17 protein-coding genes are annotated in these 20,727 nt (G+C 55.6%); 12 read left to right on the top strand and 5 right to left on the bottom strand.

Annotated elements, in window-relative coordinates:
- Positions 1-78: 78 nt before the first annotated feature.
- Positions 79-1,929 (top strand): dihydroxy-acid dehydratase, encoded by a 1,851-nt coding sequence (ilvD, locus tag GRPL_RS21710; protein ID WP_032697961.1) that lies wholly within the window; start codon positions 79-81, stop codon positions 1,927-1,929.
- Between the two features lie 2 nt (positions 1,930-1,931).
- Positions 1,932-3,476: a threonine ammonia-lyase, biosynthetic gene (ilvA, locus tag GRPL_RS21715; protein ID WP_015585418.1), complete on the top strand. Its 1,545-nt coding sequence runs from the start codon at positions 1,932-1,934 to the stop codon at positions 3,474-3,476.
- Between the two features lie 70 nt (positions 3,477-3,546).
- Here ilvA and ilvY read toward each other — a convergent pair whose 3' ends face one another.
- Positions 3,547-4,437: an HTH-type transcriptional activator IlvY gene (ilvY, locus tag GRPL_RS21720; RefSeq protein ID WP_004869503.1), complete on the bottom strand. Its 891-nt coding sequence runs from the start codon at positions 4,435-4,437 to the stop codon at positions 3,547-3,549.
- Positions 4,438-4,587: 150 nt separating this feature from the next.
- Between ilvY and ilvC the strand changes: the two genes are divergently transcribed.
- Entirely contained in the window at positions 4,588-6,063 is a 1,476-nt protein-coding gene (ilvC, locus tag GRPL_RS21725; protein WP_032698433.1) for a ketol-acid reductoisomerase, read from the top strand.
- Positions 6,064-6,147: 84 nt separating this feature from the next.
- On the opposite strand, the gene ppiC (GRPL_RS21730) is transcribed toward ilvC, so the two are convergent.
- On the bottom strand, positions 6,148-6,429 hold the full coding sequence (gene ppiC, locus GRPL_RS21730) for a peptidylprolyl isomerase PpiC (RefSeq protein ID WP_004869510.1): 282 nt from the start codon (positions 6,427-6,429) through the stop codon (positions 6,148-6,150).
- Positions 6,430-6,479: 50 nt separating this feature from the next.
- Positions 6,480-6,761, bottom strand: a complete 282-nt coding sequence (ppiC, locus tag GRPL_RS21735; protein WP_032690055.1) for a peptidylprolyl isomerase PpiC — start codon at positions 6,759-6,761, stop codon at positions 6,480-6,482.
- Between the two features lie 112 nt (positions 6,762-6,873).
- Here ppiC (GRPL_RS21735) and rep point away from each other — a divergent pair, with 112 nt between their 5' ends.
- Positions 6,874-8,895, top strand: a complete 2,022-nt coding sequence (gene rep, locus GRPL_RS21740) for a DNA helicase Rep (RefSeq protein ID WP_032690054.1) — start codon at positions 6,874-6,876, stop codon at positions 8,893-8,895.
- A gap of 70 nt (positions 8,896-8,965) precedes the next feature.
- On the opposite strand, the gene gppA is transcribed toward rep, so the two are convergent.
- Together gppA and rhlB are read right to left on the bottom strand one after the other, a co-directional pair.
- On the bottom strand, positions 8,966-10,450 hold the full coding sequence (gppA, locus tag GRPL_RS21745; protein WP_015585415.1) for a guanosine-5'-triphosphate,3'-diphosphate diphosphatase: 1,485 nt from the start codon (positions 10,448-10,450) through the stop codon (positions 8,966-8,968).
- An 8-nt stretch (positions 10,451-10,458) separates the two neighbouring features.
- Entirely contained in the window at positions 10,459-11,724 is a 1,266-nt protein-coding gene (gene rhlB / locus GRPL_RS21750; protein WP_004869522.1) for an ATP-dependent RNA helicase RhlB, read from the bottom strand.
- 342 nt (positions 11,725-12,066) lie between these two features.
- On the opposite strand from rhlB, the gene trxA reads away from it, so the two are divergent.
- From trxA to rffA, 8 genes are all read left to right on the top strand, one after another.
- Complete coding sequence (gene trxA, locus GRPL_RS21755; RefSeq protein ID WP_004869525.1) at positions 12,067-12,396, top strand: thioredoxin TrxA; 330 nt, start codon at positions 12,067-12,069, stop codon at positions 12,394-12,396.
- Positions 12,397-12,729: 333 nt separating this feature from the next.
- Complete coding sequence (gene rho / locus GRPL_RS21760; RefSeq protein WP_002883293.1) at positions 12,730-13,989, top strand: transcription termination factor Rho; 1,260 nt, start codon at positions 12,730-12,732, stop codon at positions 13,987-13,989.
- A 240-nt stretch (positions 13,990-14,229) separates the two neighbouring features.
- Complete coding sequence (gene wecA, locus GRPL_RS21765) at positions 14,230-15,333, top strand: UDP-N-acetylglucosamine--undecaprenyl-phosphate N-acetylglucosaminephosphotransferase (RefSeq protein ID WP_004869531.1); 1,104 nt, start codon at positions 14,230-14,232, stop codon at positions 15,331-15,333.
- A 13-nt stretch (positions 15,334-15,346) separates the two neighbouring features.
- Positions 15,347-16,393 (top strand): ECA polysaccharide chain length modulation protein, encoded by a 1,047-nt coding sequence (gene wzzE / locus GRPL_RS21770; protein ID WP_015585414.1) that lies wholly within the window; start codon positions 15,347-15,349, stop codon positions 16,391-16,393.
- A 56-nt stretch (positions 16,394-16,449) separates the two neighbouring features.
- On the top strand, positions 16,450-17,580 hold the full coding sequence (gene wecB / locus GRPL_RS21775) for a non-hydrolyzing UDP-N-acetylglucosamine 2-epimerase (protein WP_072000056.1): 1,131 nt from the start codon (positions 16,450-16,452) through the stop codon (positions 17,578-17,580).
- A complete protein-coding gene (gene wecC / locus GRPL_RS21780) occupies positions 17,577-18,839 on the top strand; it encodes a UDP-N-acetyl-D-mannosamine dehydrogenase (RefSeq protein ID WP_032698432.1) in 1,263 nt (420 codons plus the stop codon). Before wecB ends, wecC begins: the two co-directional genes overlap by 4 nt.
- A 78-nt stretch (positions 18,840-18,917) precedes the next feature.
- Complete coding sequence (rffC, locus tag GRPL_RS21785) at positions 18,918-19,592, top strand: dTDP-4-amino-4,6-dideoxy-D-galactose acyltransferase (protein WP_032698430.1); 675 nt, start codon at positions 18,918-18,920, stop codon at positions 19,590-19,592.
- Positions 19,593-19,596: 4 nt separating this feature from the next.
- On the top strand, positions 19,597-20,727 hold the full coding sequence (gene rffA, locus GRPL_RS21790; protein ID WP_032690062.1) for a dTDP-4-amino-4,6-dideoxygalactose transaminase: 1,131 nt from the start codon (positions 19,597-19,599) through the stop codon (positions 20,725-20,727).

The following is a 20,727-nucleotide window of genomic DNA, read 5'->3' as shown; positions in this document are numbered from 1 at the left end:
TCATATTTCAAGCATAAGCATAAAAAAATGGGGTGGCACGCAGCGCCCCATGTCACAGAGACTGGGAGTAACTAAAGCATGCCTAAGTACCGTTCCGCCACCACCACTCACGGCCGTAATATGGCGGGTGCCCGCGCGCTGTGGCGCGCAACCGGGATGACCGATGCTGATTTCGGTAAGCCGATTATCGCCGTTGTTAACTCCTTCACCCAATTTGTACCGGGTCACGTACATCTGCGCGATCTGGGTAAGCTGGTTGCTGAGCAGATTGAAGCCTCAGGCGGCGTTGCCAAAGAATTTAACACCATCGCGGTGGATGATGGGATCGCCATGGGGCATGGGGGTATGCTTTATTCACTGCCATCCCGTGAACTGATCGCCGACTCGGTTGAGTACATGGTTAACGCGCACTGCGCCGATGCCATGGTCTGCATTTCCAACTGTGACAAAATCACCCCGGGGATGCTTATGGCGTCCTTGCGCCTGAATATTCCGGTGATTTTTGTCTCCGGTGGCCCAATGGAAGCCGGGAAAACCAAGCTTTCTGACAAAATCATCAAACTCGACCTTGTCGATGCGATGATTCAGGGGGCGGATCCAAAAGTCTCCGACGAACAGAGTGAGCAGGTCGAGCGTTCCGCCTGTCCGACCTGTGGTTCCTGTTCGGGGATGTTTACCGCCAACTCGATGAACTGCCTGACCGAAGCGCTGGGTCTGTCCCAGCCGGGTAACGGCTCTCTGCTGGCGACACACGCCGACCGTAAGGAGCTGTTCCTCAACGCGGGGAAACGCATCGTTGAGCTGACTAAGCGCTATTACGAGCAGGATGATGCATCCGCGTTGCCGCGCAACATCGCCAGCAAAGCGGCGTTTGAAAACGCCATGACCCTGGATATTGCCATGGGCGGTTCGACGAATACCGTTCTGCACCTGCTGGCCGCCGCGCAGGAAGCGGAAATCGACTTCACTATGAGTGATATCGATAAGCTGTCCCGCAAGGTTCCGCAGCTGTGTAAAGTGGCGCCGAGCACGCAGAAGTACCATATGGAAGATGTGCACCGCGCGGGCGGCGTACTGGGGATTCTTGGCGAGCTCGATCGTGCCGGGCTGCTGAACCGCGAGGTGAAAAACGTTCTCGGTCTGACTCTGCCACAAACGCTCGATCAATATGATGTCATGCTGACTAAAGATGACGCGGTGAAAAAAATGTTCCGCGCCGGCCCGGCGGGTATCCGGACGACTCAGGCGTTCTCGCAGGACTGCCGCTGGGATACATTGGACGACGATCGTGCCGAAGGGTGTATCCGTTCACTGGAGCATGCTTACAGCAAAGACGGCGGTCTGGCGGTTCTGTACGGCAACTTTGCGGAAAACGGCTGTATTGTTAAAACCGCAGGGGTGGATGACAGTATTCTGAAATTCACCGGCCCGGCGAAAGTCTATGAAAGCCAGGATGAAGCCGTTGACGCGATCCTGGGCGGTAAAGTGGTGGCGGGCGACGTCGTGGTTATTCGCTACGAAGGGCCGAAGGGCGGTCCGGGAATGCAGGAAATGCTCTATCCGACGACCTTCCTGAAATCCATGGGTCTGGGTAAAGCCTGTGCGCTGATCACCGACGGGCGTTTCTCCGGCGGTACCTCGGGTCTGTCGATTGGCCACGTCTCACCGGAAGCAGCCAGCGGCGGCAATATCGCGATCATTGAAGACGGCGATATGATTGCCATTGATATTCCGAACCGGGGTATTCAGCTGCAGCTGAGCGATGCCGAAATCGCCGCGCGTCGTGAAGCACAAGAGGCCCGCGGCGATCGTGCCTGGACGCCGAAAGCACGTGAACGTCAGGTCTCCTTTGCACTCCGCGCGTACGCCAGCCTGGCAACCAGCGCCGATAAGGGCGCGGTTCGCGATAAATCAAAACTGGGGGGTTAATGATGGCTGAATCACAACCCCTGTCTGCCGCCCCCGAAGGGGCGGAATATCTCAGGGCGGTGCTGCGCGCACCGGTCTATGAAGCGGCGCAGATTACGCCGTTGCAAAAAATGGAAAAAATCTCGTCGCGTCTTGATAACGTGATTCTGGTGAAGCGTGAAGATCGCCAGCCGGTTCATAGCTTCAAGCTGCGCGGGGCCTACGCAATGATGGCAGGCCTGACGGAAGAGCAAAAAGCGCAGGGAGTGATTACCGCTTCTGCGGGCAACCACGCCCAGGGGGTTGCGTTCTCGGCATCGCGTCTTGGCGTGAAGGCGCTGATCGTCATGCCGGTTGCCACGGCGGACATCAAAGTGGATGCCGTACGTAACTTTGGCGGTGAGGTACTGCTGCACGGCGCTAATTTTGATGAAGCGAAAGCGAAAGCCATCGAGCTGGCGCAACAGCAGAACTTCACCTGGGTCCCGCCGTTTGACCACCCGATGGTGATTGCCGGGCAGGGCACGCTGGCGCTGGAGCTGCTACAGCAGGATGCACACCTGGACCGCGTGTTTGTCCCGGTTGGCGGCGGTGGGCTTGCCGCAGGCGTAGCGGTGCTGATCAAGCAGCTGATGCCGCAGATCAAAGTGATCGCGGTGGAAGCAGAGGACTCCGCCTGTCTGAAAGCCGCGCTGGATGCCGGACATCCGGTCGATCTGCCGCGCGTCGGGCTGTTTGCCGAAGGCGTGGCGGTGAAACGTATCGGCGACGAGACCTTCCGCCTCTGCCAGGAGTATCTTGATGATATCGTCACCGTCGACAGCGATGCGATTTGTGCGGCGATGAAAGATCTGTTCGAAGATGTTCGCGCCGTGGCTGAACCGTCTGGTGCGCTGGCGCTGGCAGGAATGAAAAAGTATATCGCGCAGCATGATATCCGCGGCGAGCGGTTGGCACATGTGCTTTCCGGGGCCAACGTTAACTTCCACGGCCTGCGCTACGTCTCCGAACGCTGCGAGCTGGGAGAGCAACGTGAAGCGCTGCTGGCGGTGACCATTCCTGAAGAGAAGGGCAGCTTCCTGAAGTTTTGTCAGCTGCTGGGTGGCCGTTCAGTGACCGAGTTCAACTACCGTTTTGCTGATGCCAAAGACGCCTGCATTTTTGTCGGGGTTCGTCTGAGCCGCGGTCTGGAAGAACGCAAAGAGATTTTGAGTCTGCTGCACGAAGGTGGCTATAGCGTTGTCGATCTTTCTGATGACGAAATGGCGAAACTTCATGTGCGCTATATGGTCGGTGGGCGGCCGTCAAAACCGCTGCAAGAGCGACTGTTCAGCTTCGAATTCCCCGAATCACCGGGGGCGTTGCTCAAGTTCCTGCATACGTTAGGGACCCACTGGAACATCTCGTTGTTCCACTATCGCAGCCACGGAACCGATTATGGCCGCGTGCTGGCGGCGTTCGAGCTTGGCGATCATGAGCCGGATTTCGAGACCCGACTCCATGAGCTGGGCTATGACTGCCACGATGAAACCAATAACCCGGCGTTCAGGTTCTTTCTCGCGGGCTAATGGCTGATGGCGCTGCGCTCATCGGGCCTACAATCAGATTACAGGCCAGGTAAGGCGTGCGCGCCAAATATCAGTGGTTCGGCAGAATCGACCAGAAAGCATCAATAAGCGGCTCATACAGCCGCTTTTTTTGTGCGCACACGCCTAGTTCAAACGGCGTTTTCTCATCGCTGCGCTCTAAAATCATCACGCGATTGCGTACCGGTTCCGGACTGTTCTCCAGTACCACTTCCGGAATTAAAGCCACGCCGCAGCCGAGCGCGACCATCGACACCATCGCTTCATGGCCGCCCACGGTGGCGTAAATCGAGGGATTGCTGATTTTATGGCGGCGAAACCACAGTTCGATGCGGCGGCGCACCGGCCCCTGATCGGCCATGATAAACGGTACGGTTGACCAGTCGGGCTTCTCCTGGCTCACCTGGGTGCGTACCGGACAGGCCAATGCCGGGGCGATCAGCACGACCGCCAGGTTTTCCAGCATCGAAAACGCCACGGAGCCCGGCAGCGTTTCCGGCTTGCCGGCAATCGCCAGATCGGCCTCGCCGGTGACAACTTTTTCCATTGCATCCGCGGCATCGCCGGTGGAAAGCTTAATCTCCACCGAAGGGTGAGCCGCGCGGAAGCGATCGAGAATCGGCGGCAGATGACTGTAGGCTGCCGTCACCGAGCAGAAGATATGCAGCTCGCCGGAAAGCGAAGGGCCTTGCTGATCGATGGCATGACGAAGCTGCTGGTACTGTAGCAGCGTCTGCTGTGCGAACAGGCGTAGCTCTTCGCCAGCTTCGGTCAAGGTGACAGTACGGTTATCGCGAACAAACAGCGGCTGCCCGAGATCTTCTTCCAGGCGCTGGATCTGGCGCGAAAGGGTGGAGGGGCTGACGTGCATCGCCCGCGCGCTGCGGCCAAAATGGCGGCTTTCGGCCAGATGCAGGAAGGTTTTCAGATCGCGTAAATCCACACTCCGTACTCCACGGTTTTGCATTGCAGAAATTGCAACGTGACGTTGTGAATATATCAATTTCCGCAATAAATTTCCTGTCATATAGTAAGTTCATTCTCGCAAAAGCGAACCGAACAATAAGACAGTACAACATCACGAGGTATCACCATGGCTAACTACTTTAATACACTGAATCTGCGCCAGCAGCTGGCGCAGCTGGGTAAATGTCGCTTTATGGGCCGCGACGAATTCGCTGATGGCGCCAGCTACCTTCAGGGTAAAAAAGTGGTCATTGTCGGCTGTGGCGCGCAGGGTCTGAACCAGGGCCTGAACATGCGTGATTCCGGTCTGGATATCTCCTATGCGCTGCGTAAAGAAGCGATTTCTGAAAAGCGCGCATCCTGGCGTAAAGCGACCGAAAACGGCTTCAAAGTGGGGACCTACGAAGAGCTGATCCCACAGGCTGACCTGGTGGTTAACCTGACGCCGGACAAACAGCACTCCGACGTTGTGCGTTCCGTTCAGCCGCTGATGAAAGATGGCGCGGCGCTGGGCTACTCCCACGGCTTCAACATCGTCGAAGTGGGTGAGCAGATTCGTAAAGACATCACCGTTGTGATGGTGGCGCCGAAGTGCCCGGGTACCGAAGTGCGTGAAGAGTACAAACGTGGTTTCGGCGTACCGACGCTGATCGCGGTTCACCCGGAAAACGACCCGAAAGGTGAAGGCATGGCGATTGCTAAAGCCTGGGCCGCAGCAACCGGTGGTCACCGTGCGGGCGTTCTGGAATCTTCCTTTGTTGCGGAAGTGAAATCTGACCTGATGGGCGAGCAGACGATTCTGTGCGGTATGCTGCAGGCTGGTTCTCTGCTGTGCTTCGACAAGCTGGTGGAAGAAGGTACCGATCCGGCATACGCCGAAAAACTGATTCAGTTCGGCTGGGAAACCATCACTGAAGCGCTGAAGCAGGGCGGTATCACCCTGATGATGGATCGCCTGTCTAACCCGGCGAAACTGCGTGCTTATGCGCTGTCCGAACAGCTGAAAGAGATCATGGCGCCGCTGTTCCAGAAACATATGGATGACATCATCTCCGGCGAATTCTCCTCCGGCATGATGGCTGACTGGGCCAACGATGATAAGAAACTGCTGACCTGGCGTGAAGAGACCGGTAAAACCGCGTTCGAGACCGCCCCGCAGTTTGAAGGTAAAATCGGCGAGCAGGAGTACTTCGATAAAGGCGTTCTGATGATCGCGATGGTGAAAGCGGGCGTTGAGCTGGCGTTCGAAACCATGGTTGATTCCGGCATCATCGAAGAGTCTGCTTATTACGAATCACTGCATGAGCTGCCGCTGATCGCGAACACCATCGCGCGTAAGCGTCTGTACGAAATGAACGTGGTTATCTCCGATACCGCAGAATACGGTAACTACCTGTTCTCTTATGCCTGCGTACCGCTGCTGAAAGAGTTCATGACTACCCTGCAGACCGGCGACCTGGGCAAAGCAATTGCCGAAGGCGCGGTAGACAACGCTCAGCTGCGCGACGTGAATGAAGCGATTCGCGGCCACGCTATTGAGCAGGTTGGTAAGAAACTGCGCGGCTATATGACTGATATGAAACGTATCGCGGTAGCAGGTTAAGCAGATTGTCGGGTGGCGCTCCGCTACCCGACCTACAAAACCGCAAGATGTAGGCCGGGTAAGGCGTAGCCGCCACCCGGCTTTTTATTTGCGGTACAGGACTTTGATGATGTGATAGCCGAACTGAGTGTGCAGCGGGCCGGTCGGCTCCAGCTCAGGGCAGGAGAAGACGACTTTATCAAATGCCGGAACCATCTGACCCTGTTTGAACTCGCCTAAATGACCGCCCTTTTTACCTGACGGACAAGTGGAGTGCTTTTTCGCCAGCTTCTCGAAATCGGCGCCGTTTTTAATCTGCTCCAGCAGGTCGAGTGCCAGTTTCTCTTCTTTCACCAGGATGTGCATTGCTGCCGCTGTTTTTGCCATGATCGTACCTTGATAATTTACGATGAATCAGACGGCAATATTAGCATGCGCTAACGGCGGTAGAGCACCTTAATGATGTGGTAGCCGAACTTCGTTTTTACCGGTCCGTAGGGTTTTAGCAGCGGGCAGGTGAAGACGGCTTTATCAAACGGCCCGACCATCGCTCCCTGCGTAAACTCACCGAGATCGCCACCGTTGCGCCCGGAGGGGCATTTCGAATAGCGCTTTGCCAGGTGATCGAAGCTGACGCCTCGCTCCAGTTTAGCGAGGATCTCCTGCGCCAGTTTCTCTTCTTTTACCAGGATATGCAGGGCTGCTGCTGACTTTGCCATTGTTTTGTTCTCTGGAGTATCGGTGTTGCCAACACTTTACCATTAGCCGGTAAATCTCCACCCGGCTTTCTGCTACAATCCCCACCCCGTTCGAAGATTGAGCAAGACTCCCATGCGTTTAAACCCTGGCCAACAACAAGCCGTCGAATTTGTTACCGGACCGTGCCTGGTGCTGGCGGGCGCCGGTTCCGGTAAGACCCGCGTTATCACCAATAAAATCGCTCACCTGATCCGCGGGTGCGGCTATCAGGCGCGCCATATTGCGGCGGTAACCTTTACCAACAAAGCGGCACGTGAAATGAAAGAACGTGTCGGGCAAACGCTGGGGCGCAAAGAGGCGCGGGGCCTGATGATTTCCACCTTCCATACCCTGGGGCTGGATATTATTAAGCGTGAGTATGCTGCGCTAGGGATGAAATCTAACTTTTCTCTGTTCGATGATACCGACCAGGTTGCGCTGCTTAAAGAGCTGACCGAAGGGCTGATCGACGACGATAAAGTCGTGTTGCAGCAGCTGATCTCGACGATCTCCAACTGGAAAAACGATCTGCAAACCCCGGCGCAGGCCGCGGCAGGCGCAAAGGGTGAACGGGAGCGGATCTTTGCCCACTGCTACGGGCTCTATGATGGCCATATGAAGGCCTGCAACGTGCTGGATTTTGACGATCTGATCCTGTTGCCGACCCTGCTGTTACAGCGCAATGAAGAGGTGCGCGAACGCTGGCAGAACAAGATTCGCTATCTGCTGGTGGATGAATATCAGGATACCAACACCAGTCAGTATGAGATGGTGAAGCTGCTGGTGGGGCAGCGTGCGCGCTTTACCGTCGTTGGCGATGATGACCAGTCGATCTACTCCTGGCGCGGGGCCCGGCCGCAGAACCTGGTCCTGCTGAGCCAGGATTTCCCGGCGCTGCAGGTGATCAAGCTGGAACAGAACTACCGTTCTTCCGGGCGCATACTAAAAGCCGCTAACATCCTGATTGCCAACAACCCGCACGTCTTCGAAAAACGCCTGTTTTCCGAGTTGGGGTATGGCGTAGAGCTTAAAGTGCTTTCAGCAAACCACGAAGAGCACGAAGCGGAACGGGTGACCGGGGAACTGATCGCCCATCACTTTATCAATAAGACGCAATATAAAGATTACGCCATTCTCTACCGCGGCAACCATCAGTCGCGGGTCTTTGAAAAGATGCTGATGCAAAACCGCATCCCGTACAAAATTTCGGGCGGTACGTCGTTCTTTTCACGGCCCGAGATTAAAGACCTGTTGGCCTATCTGCGCGTGCTGACTAACCCGGATGATGACAGCGCCTTCCTGCGTATCGTCAATACGCCAAAACGCGAAATCGGCCCGGCCACCTTGCAAAAGCTGGGCGAGTGGGCGATGACCCGTAACAAGAGCTTGTTTACCGCCAGTTTTGATATGGGTCTCAACCAGACGTTAACCGGCCGCGGCTATGATGCGCTCACCGGGTTTACCCAGTGGCTGGCTGACATCCAACGCCTGGCGGAGCGCGAACCGGTCGCCGCGGTGCGCGATCTGATTCGCGGAGTGGATTATGAATCCTGGCTGTATGAGACCTCCCCAAGCCCGAAGGCCGCAGAAATGCGGATGAAAAACGTCAATCAGCTGTTCAGCTGGATGACGGAGATGCTTGAAGGCAGCGACATAGACGAGCCGATGACCCTGACCCAGGTGGTCACTCGTTTTACCCTGCGCGATATGATGGAGCGCGGCGAGTCTGATGAAGAGTCGGATCAGGTGCAGTTGATGACCCTGCACGCCTCGAAGGGGCTGGAGTTTCCCTACGTCTATCTGGTGGGTATGGAAGAGGGGCTGCTGCCGCATCAGAGTAGCATCGATGAAGACAACGTCGATGAAGAGCGCCGCCTGGCGTATGTCGGGATTACCCGCGCGCAAAAAGAGCTGACCTTCACGCTGTGTAAAGAGCGCCGTCAGTACGGAGAACTGGTGCGCCCTGAGCCCAGCCGTTTTCTGCTGGAGCTGCCGCAGGATGACCTGATCTGGGAGCAGGAGCGCAAGGTTATCTCGCCGGAGGAGCGGATGCATAAAGGGCAGGCCAACGTCGCCAATATTCGTGCGATGCTGGCAAAAGCGAAAGGGAAGTAGGACGACCGCGTATCTCCCGGTGGCACACACCGGGGGAGATGTTACTGAACCCGCTGCTTATCAGGCGGAATTAAGCCACTTCGAGAGCCCAGTGGACATAGCTTTGCCACTGGCACTCCTGCTCCACCATCTCCCGACCCAGCGGATGACTTTCCAGCCATCCCTCCGGCAGCGTCAGCACCAGTTTCTCGCCGTCGACGGCCAGTGAAATGGCCGGCAGCAGATCGTCGCGACGGCGGCTGGCAAACAGGATCGCCAGACGCAGCAGCCGACACAAGTGCTCTGCAACCCGCGGTTTCACCGCATTTTGCTGATGGAGCGAGGAGAGGTCGATGGTGTTGGTCTGGTTGAGCAGTAGCGTCGCGAGCAGTTTTTTCTGCGCCGGCGTGAAGCCGGGGAGATCGAGGTTGCTCACCAGATAGGCGGCGTGCTGCGGGGCGCGTTTAAAATCGACGCTCAGGCCAATTTCGTGCAGCTCGCAGGCGCTGGCGAGCAGCTCGCGGCTGAGCGATTCCAGCTCCCAGGCATCGTCCAGCTGATTCACCAGATGTGCTGCGAGTTGGGTGACGCGCTGGGCCTGCTCGGTGTCGATCATAAAGCGGCGTTGAATATTGCGCAGCGTACGGCTACGGATATCCTGATCGACGGACAGATGCAGCATGCCGTAAACCAGACCTTCACGGAGCGCACCGCCCGCGAGGGTCATACACTGAATATTCAGTTCGCTGAAAATGGCGATAAGTATGGCCAGCCCGCTGGGGAAAACCAGCGCTCGTTCTAAGGTTAAACCTTCGATTTCCAGCTCTTCCAGGCGCCCGCACTGAATCGCGCGCTGCTTGAGCTGCTGCAATTTAGCCAGGGTGATACGCTCGTCCATTCCCTGCGCCATCATGATTTCCTGCAGAGCCTGAACGGTACCGGATGCGCCGACGCAAACTTTCCAGCCGTGGTAATTCAGGATGTCAGTAATCGGACGCAGAACTTCCCGAGCCGCATTCTCGGCGAGATCGAAGTTTTCTTTCGTCAGGTTACGATCGGCGAAGTAGCGTTCCAGCCAGGTGACGCATCCCATCGACAGGCTAAACAGAGAGGTAGTCTGTGCCCCCGTGCCGGTCACCAGTTCGGTACTGGCGCCGCCAATATCGACCACCAGGCGCCGGTCTTCGCCGCCGGTCGTATGTGCAACGCCTTGATAAATCAGCCGGGCTTCTTCTTCACCGCTGATGACCTGCACCGGACAGCCGAGGATTTCCCGGGCCTTCGCTAAAAACTCGTCGGCATTGACGGCCAGGCGCAGCGTGGCGGTCGCCACAACGCGAATTTGAATGGGGGGGATATCCTGCAGGCGTTCGGCAAACAGACGCAAACACTGCCATCCACGCTCCATCGCTTCCGCGGAGAGCGTGTTATCGCTGTTCAGACCAGCGGCCAGACGCACTTTGCGTTTGATGCGGCTGAGCGTCTGGATGCTCCCGGCCACCTCGCGTACAACCAACATATGAAAGCTATTAGAACCAAGATCGATAGCTGCATAAAGCGAGGTGGAACTGAGCATAGATTTATTTAACCTGAACGACGACGGTTACGAGGCGGACCGCTGCGACGCGGGCCATTGCCAGTGCGTGGGCGCGTCAGGCGCAGCGGCTTAGGCAAATCTGTCATAAGTGCATCTGGGTTGTACTTGCTGACCGGAATAGAGTGACCGGTGTAGGTCTCAATCGCCGGAAGATTCAGCGCGTACTCTTCGCAGGCCAGGCTGATTGAGTGACCGCTGGCGCCCGCGCGACCGGTACGGCCGATACGGTGGACATAATCTTCACAGTCGTCCGGCAGGTCATAGTTAAAGACGTGCGTGACGGCCGGGATATGCAGACCACGTGCAGCAACGTCAGTCGCCACCAGAATGTCGATATCGCCACGGGTGAACTCTTCAAGAATCCGCAGACGTTTTTTCTGTGCGACGTCGCCGGTTAACAAGCCGACGCGATGACCGTCTGCTGCCAGGTGGCCCCAGATATCTTCGCAACGATGTTTAGTGTTCGCGAAAATAATGGCGCGATCCGGCCACTCTTCTTCCAGCAGCGTCTGCAACAGGCGCATTTTTTCTTCGTTGGAAGGATAGAACAGCTCTTCTTTAATCCGGTGACCCGTTTTCTGTTCCGGCTCGACTTCAACATATTCGGCGTTGTTCATTTGTTCAAACGCCAGTTCGCGGACACGGTAAGAAAGCGTTGCGGAGAACAGCATGTTCAGACGCTGATTGGTCGGCGGCATACGACGGAACAGCCAGCGGATATCTTTAATAAAGCCGAGATCGTACATGCGATCGGCTTCATCCAGCACGACGACCTGAATCGCACCAAGGTTAATATGATTTTGTTTGGCGTAATCAATAAGACGACCGGTGGTACCGATCAGAATATCGACGCCGCTTTCCAGCACTTTCAGCTGCTTATCGTAGCCATCGCCGCCGTACGCCAGACCCAGCTTCAGGCCAGTGGCTGCAGCCAGCGGTTCTGCGTCAGCGTGAATTTGTACCGCCAGCTCACGCGTAGGAGCCATGATCAGCGCACGCGGTTGGTTTACCTGGCGGTCAGCGCTGGCCGGGTGAGAGAGAAGGTAATGAAACGTTGACGTCAGGAACGCCATCGTTTTTCCGGTACCGGTTTGCGCCTGCCCGGCGACATCACGACCTTCCAGCGTTAGCGGAAGAGCGAGTGCCTGAATGGGCGTACAATTATGAAACCCTTTCTTTTCAAGGGCTTCAATCACTGCCGGGTGCAGGGCGAAGTCGGAAAACTTCTGTTCAGTTAAATGTGTTTTGCTCATAGTGTGGTAGAATATCAGCTAACTATTGCATTAAGAAAGCGTATCCGTTGAAATAACGTCAACCTTTCGTTGGCTATACGCGAAATGACTTAAGGTGCATCTACGGCAACCTGATGAATCCTCGAAAGCTTAGACTACTCAGCGAGTCGAGGAGAATTAATCTACCGGGAACGGTTTGAAGGCGGTTTGCTTTGGCTCCTGCAAGACGACGTCCATGAGGGATCGGATCGCGCAGTTGCCAGTAATAGAAGCATCCTGAACAATAACGTGTATAACGTAGCATCGGCACGTCGTTGATGTCTGCGACACCAACACACCAGGCTTATTCCTGTGGAGTTAAATATGAGCGATAAAATTATTCACCTGACTGACGACAGTTTTGACACGGACGTACTCAAGGCAGACGGGCTAACCCTCGTTGATTTCTGGGCAGAGTGGTGCGGTCCGTGCAAAATGATCGCCCCGATTCTGGATGAGATCGCTGAAGAGTATCAGGGCAAACTGACCGTAGCTAAACTGAACATCGATCAGAACCCGGGTACTGCGCCGAAATACGGCATTCGCGGCATCCCGACTCTGCTGCTGTTTAAGAACGGCGAAGTGGCGGCAACGAAGGTTGGCGCCCTGTCTAAAGGCCAACTGAAAGATTTCCTCGACGCCAACCTGGCGTAAGCGGTTTGCCATTCCGGCGTCCGGGTTCCTATTTTTAGCGGAACTCTGGACGCCCGGCTAGAGTCGTGCTAAGTTAACTTCAGACTTCGTTTTAAACATACCTTATTGTTTGAATCTTGTTTTACCCGAAGCGTCCCGCAGAAAATGCGCGAGAGGCTACAAATTCCGGGCTTTTCACTCATTCCGTTTTGTCGTTCCAGCTCTGCGTTCTTTCCTGTGACCAGGCAACGTACAGGCACGAGATGAAGGCCGTTAACAGGCATGGATGTTCCTGCCATACCATTCACAACATTAAGTTCGAGTTCTACCCCGAGTTTAAGAACCCACACCATTATGAATCTTACCGAATTAAAGAATACGCCGGTTTCTGAGCTGATTACTCTCGGCGAAAATATGGGGCTGGAAAACCTGGCCCGTATGCGTAAGCAGGATATTATTTTTGCCATCCTCAAGCAGCATTCGAAGAGTGGCGAAGATATCTTTGGCGATGGCGTACTGGAGATACTGCAGGATGGATTTGGTTTCCTCCGCTCCGCAGACAGCTCCTACCTCGCCGGTCCCGATGACATCTACGTATCCCCAAGCCAAATCCGCCGTTTCAACCTCCGCACTGGTGACACCATTTCCGGTAAGATTCGTCCTCCTAAAGAGGGTGAGCGTTACTTTGCGCTGTTGAAAGTTAACGAAGTTAACTACGACAAGCCGGAAAACGCGCGTAATAAGATCCTGTTCGAGAACTTGACGCCGCTGCATGCGAACTCACGTCTGCGTATGGAACGTGGTAACGGTTCAACCGAAGACTTAACCGCACGTGTGCTGGATCTGGCTTCGCCAATTGGTCGCGGTCAGCGTGGTCTGATTGTGGCGCCGCCGAAAGCGGGTAAAACCATGCTGCTGCAGAATATCGCGCAGAGCATCGCCTACAACCATCCTGACTGCGTGCTGATGGTGCTGCTGATCGACGAACGTCCGGAAGAAGTGACCGAGATGCAGCGTCTGGTTAAAGGTGAAGTGGTTGCTTCCACCTTTGACGAACCGGCTTCTCGCCACGTTCAGGTTGCCGAGATGGTTATCGAGAAGGCGAAACGCCTGGTTGAGCACAAGAAAGACGTTATCATTCTGCTTGACTCCATTACTCGTCTGGCGCGTGCCTACAACACCGTTGTTCCGGCTTCCGGTAAAGTGTTGACCGGTGGTGTGGATGCCAACGCCCTGCATCGTCCGAAGCGTTTCTTCGGTGCAGCACGTAACGTGGAAGAGGGCGGTAGCCTGACTATCATCGCCACCGCGCTGATTGATACCGGCTCCAAAATGGATGAGGTTATCTACGAAGAGTTTAAAGGCACCGGTAACATGGAGCTGCATCTCTCGCGTAAGATCGCTGAAAAACGCGTCTTCCCGGCTATCGACTACAACCGTTCCGGTACCCGTAAAGAAGAGCTGCTTACCACCCAGGAAGAGCTGCAGAAGATGTGGATCCTGCGTAAAATCATCCATCCGATGGGTGAGATTGACGCGATGGAGTTCCTCATCAACAAACTGGCAATGACCAAAACGAACGATGACTTCTTCGATATGATGAAGCGCTCGTAAGTTAAAAAAAGCCCAAAAACGCCACGCAATCGCGTGGCGTTTTGTTTTTTGGGTTTGTATGATCCAGGAAGGGAAAAGGAAGCAGGGATTATCGTATGATTAGCGCGCCACTCCAGGCAGAGATGATTTTAACAGACTAAAATCTATACAATAAATTTGTAATGTTCTGCTTTACCCCTTCAGGAGTTGAGACATCGTCGTTATACTTCCCGGATTAACCATGCTGAGAGCACATGTGTTGTGAATTTACTCACTGCTATTACTGAATTAATCAGTATTTTCTTATTCACTACCCTTTTTATATTTGTTGCCCGAAAAGCAGCAAAAAAAGTCGGGTTAGTGGATAAACCTAACTATCGAAAACGGCACCAGGGTTTGGTTCCGTTAGTGGGTGGCATCTCAGTTTATGCTGGCATTTGTTTTACTTTTGCCATCGCTGATTATTACATTCCCCATTCATCCTTATATCTGGCCTGCGCCGGCATCCTTGTGCTGGTCGGTGCGCTGGATGATCGGTTTGATATCAGTGTAAAAATTCGCGCGGTGATTCAGGCCGCCATTGCCGTTGTCATGATGACGGCAGGAAATCTGCACCTGAGTAGTCTGGGCTATATTTTTGGTTCGTGGGAGCTGGTCCTCGGCCCCTTTGGCTTCTTCCTCACCCTTTTCGCCGTCTGGGCCGCGATTAACGCCTTTAATATGGTGGATGGTATCGACGGGCTGCTCGGCGGTCTGTCATCGGTCTCCTTTGCGGCAACCGGCATTATTCTGTGGTTTGACGGCCAATACAGCCTGGCAATGTGGTGTTTTGCGATGATAGCCGCCATTCTGCCCTATATTTTACTTAACCTCGGCGCGCTTGGCCGTCGTTATAAAGTTTTTATGGGTGATGCCGGCAGTACCATGATTGGCTTCACCATCATCTGGATTCTGCTGGAAACGACCCAGGGCAAAACGCATCCCATTAGCCCGGTGACCGCCCTGTGGATTATTGCGATTCCGTTGATGGATATGGTGGCGATTATGTATCGTCGCCTGCGTAAAGGTATGAGTCCGTTCTCTCCGGATCGCCAGCATATTCATCATTTGATCATGCGTGCCGGGTTTACTTCCCGACAGGCGTTTGTCCTGATCACCCTGGCGGCCGCGCTACTGGCGCTGGTGGGCGTGGTGGCGGAATATACCCGTATCGTTCCTGAATGGGTGATGTTAATTCTCTTTTTGTTGGCCTTTTTCCTTTATGGCTACTGCATTAAACGCGCATGGAAAGTGGCGCGACTGGTTAAGCGCATCAGACGCAGAATACGGCGACACAGCGGCAATAATCCAAAATTAACCAAGTAGAACTGGGGACGTGATGACTCAACCATTACCGGGAGCACAAGCAGTGAACGTTGAGAATGAGCTGGATATTCGCGGGCTGTTTCGCGCCTTATGGGCAGGAAAAATCTGGATAGCCGGCATGGCCGTGCTATTTGCGCTGATCGTTCTGGTTTACGCCTTCTTTGCTCGCCAGGAGTGGAGCGCAACGGCGATAACCGATCGGCCAACCGTGAATATGCTGGGCGGTTACTATTCTCAACAGCAGTTCTTACGCAATCTGGATATTAAAGCCAATCTGGTTCCGGTCGACCAGCCGTCGGCGATGGATCAAGCCTACAAAGAGTTCATCATGCAGCAGGGGTCCTGGGATACCCGCCGCGATTTTTGGTTGCAAACTGACTATTACAAACAGCGCCAGTCGGGCAATGCCCGCGCGGACGCTGCGCTGCTGGACGATCTGATTAACAATATTCAGTTCATGCCCGGCGACCCGCTAAAAAATGTTAATGACAGCGTGAAGCTGACGGCCGAGACCGCGGCGGATGCCAATAATCTGCTGCGCCAGTACGTGGCCTTCGCCAGCCAGCGTGCGGCAGGGCACCTAAATGACGAGCTGAAAGGCGCCTGGGCGGCCCGCACCGTGCAGATGAAAGCGCAGGTGAAGCGCCAGGAAGAGGTGGCGCGCGAAATTTTCAACCGCCGTACCCACAGCGTGGAAGAGGCGTTGAAAGTGGCGCAGCAGCACAACATCTCCCGCAGTGAAACGGACATCCCGGCCGATCAGCTGCCGGATTCCGAGCTGTTCTTGCTCGGCAGGCCAATGCTGCAGGCGCGGCTGGAAAATTTGCAAGCGGTGGGGCCGGAATACGATCTCGACTATGACCAAAGCCGTGCCATGCTGAATACGCTCAACGTCGGACCGACATTAGATCCGCGTTTTCAGACTTACCGGTATTTGCGTACGCCGGAAGAACCGGTAAAACGCGATAGCCCGCGGCGCGTATTTCTGATGGTGATGTGGGGTATCGTGGGCGCGCTCATCGGCGCAGGCGTTGCATTATCGCGACGCAGAGTCCAGTGAATGCGGCCTGTGATGAAGCATTAATCAACTTCATCACCTAATCGAAGAGAATCGATGTGAAAGTACTAACGGTATTTGGCACCAGACCCGAAGCCATCAAAATGGCACCTCTGGTTCATGCGCTGGCAAAAGATCCTCACTTTGAGGCGAAAGTGTGCGTAACCGCCCAGCATCGGGAGATGCTCGACCAGGTGTTGAAACTTTTTTCTATTGTGCCGGATTACGACCTCAATATTATGCAGCCAGGTCAGGGCCTGACGGAAATCACCTGTCGTATCCTCGAGGGGCTGAAACCGGTCCTGGAGTCATTTAAGCCGGACGTCGTGCTGGTGCATGGCGATACCACGACGACGATGGCCGCGAGCCTGGCCGCTTTCTACCAACGAATCCCGGTGGGGCACGTTGAGGCGGGACTGCGGACCGGCGATCTGAGCTCGCCGTGGCCGGAAGAAGGGAACCGTACGCTGACCGGGCATCTGGCAACGTACCACTTTGCCCCGACAGAGACCTCGCGGCAAAATCTGCTGCGCGAAAATATCACCGATGACCATATCACGGTCACCGGCAACACGGTCATTGATGCATTGTTCTGGGTTCGCGATCGGGTGCTGGGAGATGAGGCTCTGCGTAGCGCACTGATGCAGCGCTATCCTTTTCTGGCGAACGGCAAGAAGATGATTCTGGTCACCGGCCACCGCCGGGAAAGCTTTGGGCGCGGGTTTGAGCAAATTTGCCACGCGCTGGCAGAAATCGCTGCCAGCAATCCCGATGTCCAGATTGTGTATCCGGTGCACCTGAACCCGAACGTCAGCGAGCCGGTGAACCGTATTCTCGGTCATATCGATAACGTGATGTTAATTGAACCGCAGGATTATCTGCCGTTTGTCTGGTTGATGGATCGCGCATGGCTGATCCTCACCGACTCCGGCGGTATTCAGGAGGAGGCGCCATCGTTAGGGAAGCCGGTACTGGTGATGCGTGAAATGACGGAACGCCCGGAGGCGATTGCCGCAGGTACCGTGCGTCTGGTCGGGACCGATAGCCAGCGTATCGTCGCTGAAGTCACGCATCTGCTGCAGGATGATGCCGCGTATCAGGCAATGAGCCGGGCGCATAATCCCTATGGCGATGGTCAGGCATGTCGCCGTATTTTGTCCGCACTTAAAAATAATCAGGTAACGCTATGAGTTTTTCTACCATTTCAGTGATTGGCCTTGGATATATCGGCCTGCCAACCGCTGCCGCGTTCGCCTCCCGGCAAAAGCGGGTGGTCGGCGTTGATATCAATCAACATGCCGTGGAGACCATTAACCGTGGCGAGATTCATATCGTAGAGCCGGATCTGGCGAGCGTGGTCAAAACGGCGGTTGAGCAGGGCTATTTATGTGCGACGACCGAGCCGGTTGCGGCGGATGCGTACCTGATTGCCGTACCCACCCCGTTCAAAGATCTGCATGAACCGGATATGGTCTTCGTCGAGGCGGCGGCAAAATCCATTGCGCCAGTGCTGAAGAAGGGGGCGCTGGTGATTCTGGAGTCCACCTCTCCGGTGGGTTCGACGGAGCAAATGGCCGCCTGGCTCGCTGAAATGCGCCCGGACCTGAGCTTCCCGCAGCAGGTTGGTGAAGCGGCGGATGTCAATATTGCCTACTGCCCGGAGCGCGTGTTGCCAGGTCAGGTAATGGTCGAGCTGATTAAAAACGACCGCGTCATCGGCGGTATGTCGCCGGTTTGCTCCGCCCGCGCCAGCGAGCTGTATAAAATTTTTCTCGAAGGCGAATGCGTGGTCACCAACTCCCGCACCGCTGAGATGTGTAAGCTGACCGAAAACAGCTTCCGCGACGTTAACATTGCGTTTGCGAACGAACTGTCGCTGCTCTGCGCTGAGCAGGGCATTAACGTCTGGGAGCTGATTCGCCTGGCAAACCGTCATCCGCGCGTGAATATCCTGCAGCCGGGACCTGGGGTAGGAGGGCACTGCATCGCAGTCGACCCGTGGTTCATCGTGGCGCAAAACCCGCAACAGGCGCGGCTGATTCGCACCGCCCGTGAAGTTAACGACCATAAACCTGACTGGGTTATCGAGCAGGTCAAAGCCCGGGTCGCCGATTGTCTGGCCGCCAGTAATAAACGCGCCAGTGAGTTGAAGGTCGCCTGTTTTGGCCTGGCTTTTAAGCCGAATATCGACGATCTGCGCGAAAGTCCGGCGATGTCGATCGCTATGCAAATCGCCCGCTGGCACAGCGGTGAAACGCTGGTTGTGGAACCCAATATTCACCAGCTACCGGCGAAACTTGACGGCCTGTGTACGCTGGCCTTGCTGGATGATGCACTGGCGACCGCCGATGTGCTGGTGATGCTGGTTGACCATCACGAGTTTAAAGCCATCAGCGGCGATAGCGTGACGCAGGATTATATTGTCGATACCAAAGGGGTGTGGCGGTGAGAACGGTTCTGGTCATCGGCGCAAGCCTGTGTTTTATGCCAGCTTCTGGCCGTGACCAATCTAACCAGGATACCTTCCATGTCTCTCCACGCCAGTATTGAACCCCTGGAGTGGGAAAATCGCTTCTTCGGCATCCAGAGCGCGATTGTGCGCTTTCGCGATGACGCCCCGCAGCTGACCGCTCAGGCGCTGGCCGGCTGGACGCGTTTGCAGGCGAAGATTGCGGCGGATGATGGCGTGCGGCTGGATGCGCTACAGCTGCTGGGTTTCCAACTGGTGGAAGGCGAAGTCGATCTGGCACTGCCGGTCGGTCGGTCTGCCGACGCGGGCTGTGAAGTGGCTACGCCGGCAGAGATTCCACGACTGCGCGAGCTGGCGGCACAGGCCTTTGCGCAAAGTCGCTTCCGCGCTCCCTGGTATGCCGCAGATGCCAGCGGCCGTTTCTACGCCCAGTGGATTGAAAACGCGGTGCGGGGGACGTTCGATAACCAGTGTCTGATTTTTCGCGCTGCCGATGGCGACATTCGCGCTTTTGTTTCACTGCGTCAGCTCAATGAGACGGATGCCCGCATCGGCCTGCTGGCCGGTCGCGGCGCGGGTGCTGAACTGATGCAGGCCGCACGGCATTGGGCCGAACTCCGCGGGCTGTCTACACTGCGGGTGGCAACCCAGATGGGGAACACCGCCGCGCTTAAACGTTATATTCTCAGCGGTGCGAATGTGGAAAACACCGCGTACTGGTTATACAGGTGACATGATGATTCCATTTAACGCACCGCCGGTGGTGGGAACCGAGCTTGATTATATGCAATCCGCGATGGACAGCGGAAAACTGTGCGGCGACGGCGGATTTACCCGCCGCTGCCAGCAGTGGATGGAGCAGCGGTTTGGGACTGCGAAAGCACTGTTGACGCCTTCCTGCACCGCTTCGCTGGAAATGGCGGCGCTGCTGCTGGATATCCAGCCGGGCGATGAAGTGATTATGCCGAGCTATACCTTCGTCTCAACCGCCAACGCCTTTGTGTTGCGCGGGGCAAAAATCGTCTTTGTCGATATTCGTCGCGATACGATGAATATCGATGAAACCAAAATTGAAGCGGCGATCGGTGAGAAAACCCGCGCCATTGTACCGGTACACTATGCCGGCGTGGCCTGTGAGATGGACACCATCATGGCCCTTGCCAGCAAGTACAATCTGTTCGTGGTGGAAGATGCCGCGCAGGGTGTCATGTCGACTTACAAAGGGCGAGCGCTGGGCACAATCGGGCATATCGGCTGTTTCAGTTTCCATGAAACCAAAAACTATACCGCCGGCGGTGAAGGTGGCGCGACGCTGATTAACGATCGTAAGTTGATCGAGCGTGCGGAAATTATCCGCGAAAAAGGGACCAACCGTAGCCAGTTCTTCCGCGGGCTGGTGGATAAATACACCTGGCGCGATATCGGCTCCAGCTATCTGATGTCTGACCTGCAGGCGGCATACCTGTGGGCGCAGCTGGAAGCGGCGGAACAGATTAACCAGCAACGTTTAACGCTCTGGCAGCGCTATTACGATGCGCTGCTGCCACTGGCGCGGGCTGGTCGCATCGATCTGCCGGTGATTCCGGCCGACTGCGGACACAACGCGCACATGTTTTATATTAAGCTGCGCGATATTGACGATCGCAGTAATCTGATCGCCTGGCTAAAAGAGGCGGAAATTCTGGCGGTGTTCCACTACATTCCGCTGCATAGCTGCCCGGCGGGAGAGCACTTTGGCGAGTTCCGCGGTGACGATCGTCATACCACCCAGGAGAGCGAGCGCCTGCTGCGCCTGCCGCTGTTCTATAACCTGTCGTCAGCCAATCAGCGTACGGTGATTAATTCGCTGCTGAGTTATTTCTCCTGA

Origin of the sequence: Klebsiella planticola ATCC 33531 (genome assembly GCF_000735435.1) — a bacterium.
GTDB lineage: Bacteria > Pseudomonadota > Gammaproteobacteria > Enterobacterales > Enterobacteriaceae > Klebsiella > Klebsiella planticola.
This window is presented reverse-complemented; position numbering and strand designations above follow the sequence as displayed.

Excerpts from the sequence above, each read along its gene's own strand:
- ilvD (WP_032697961.1), top strand. The coding sequence starts at position 79 with ATGCCTAAGTACCGTTCCGCCACCACCACTCACGGCCGTAATATGGCG.
- ilvA (WP_015585418.1), top strand. The coding sequence starts at position 1,932 with ATGGCTGAATCACAACCCCTGTCTGCCGCCCCCGAAGGGGCGGAATAT.
- ilvC (WP_032698433.1), top strand. The coding sequence starts at position 4,588 with ATGGCTAACTACTTTAATACACTGAATCTGCGCCAGCAGCTGGCGCAG.
- ppiC (WP_004869510.1), bottom strand. The coding sequence starts at position 6,429 with ATGGCAAAAACAGCGGCAGCAATGCACATCCTGGTGAAAGAAGAGAAA.
- ppiC (WP_032690055.1), bottom strand. The coding sequence starts at position 6,761 with ATGGCAAAGTCAGCAGCAGCCCTGCATATCCTGGTAAAAGAAGAGAAA.
- rep (WP_032690054.1), top strand. The coding sequence starts at position 6,874 with ATGCGTTTAAACCCTGGCCAACAACAAGCCGTCGAATTTGTTACCGGA.
- gppA (WP_015585415.1), bottom strand. The coding sequence starts at position 10,450 with ATGCTCAGTTCCACCTCGCTTTATGCAGCTATCGATCTTGGTTCTAAT.
- rhlB (WP_004869522.1), bottom strand. The coding sequence starts at position 11,724 with ATGAGCAAAACACATTTAACTGAACAGAAGTTTTCCGACTTCGCCCTG.
- trxA (WP_004869525.1), top strand. The coding sequence starts at position 12,067 with ATGAGCGATAAAATTATTCACCTGACTGACGACAGTTTTGACACGGAC.
- rho (WP_002883293.1), top strand. The coding sequence starts at position 12,730 with ATGAATCTTACCGAATTAAAGAATACGCCGGTTTCTGAGCTGATTACT.
- wzzE (WP_015585414.1), top strand. The coding sequence starts at position 15,347 with ATGACTCAACCATTACCGGGAGCACAAGCAGTGAACGTTGAGAATGAG.
- wecC (WP_032698432.1), top strand. The coding sequence starts at position 17,577 with ATGAGTTTTTCTACCATTTCAGTGATTGGCCTTGGATATATCGGCCTG.
- rffC (WP_032698430.1), top strand. The coding sequence starts at position 18,918 with ATGTCTCTCCACGCCAGTATTGAACCCCTGGAGTGGGAAAATCGCTTC.
- rffA (WP_032690062.1), top strand. The coding sequence starts at position 19,597 with ATGATTCCATTTAACGCACCGCCGGTGGTGGGAACCGAGCTTGATTAT.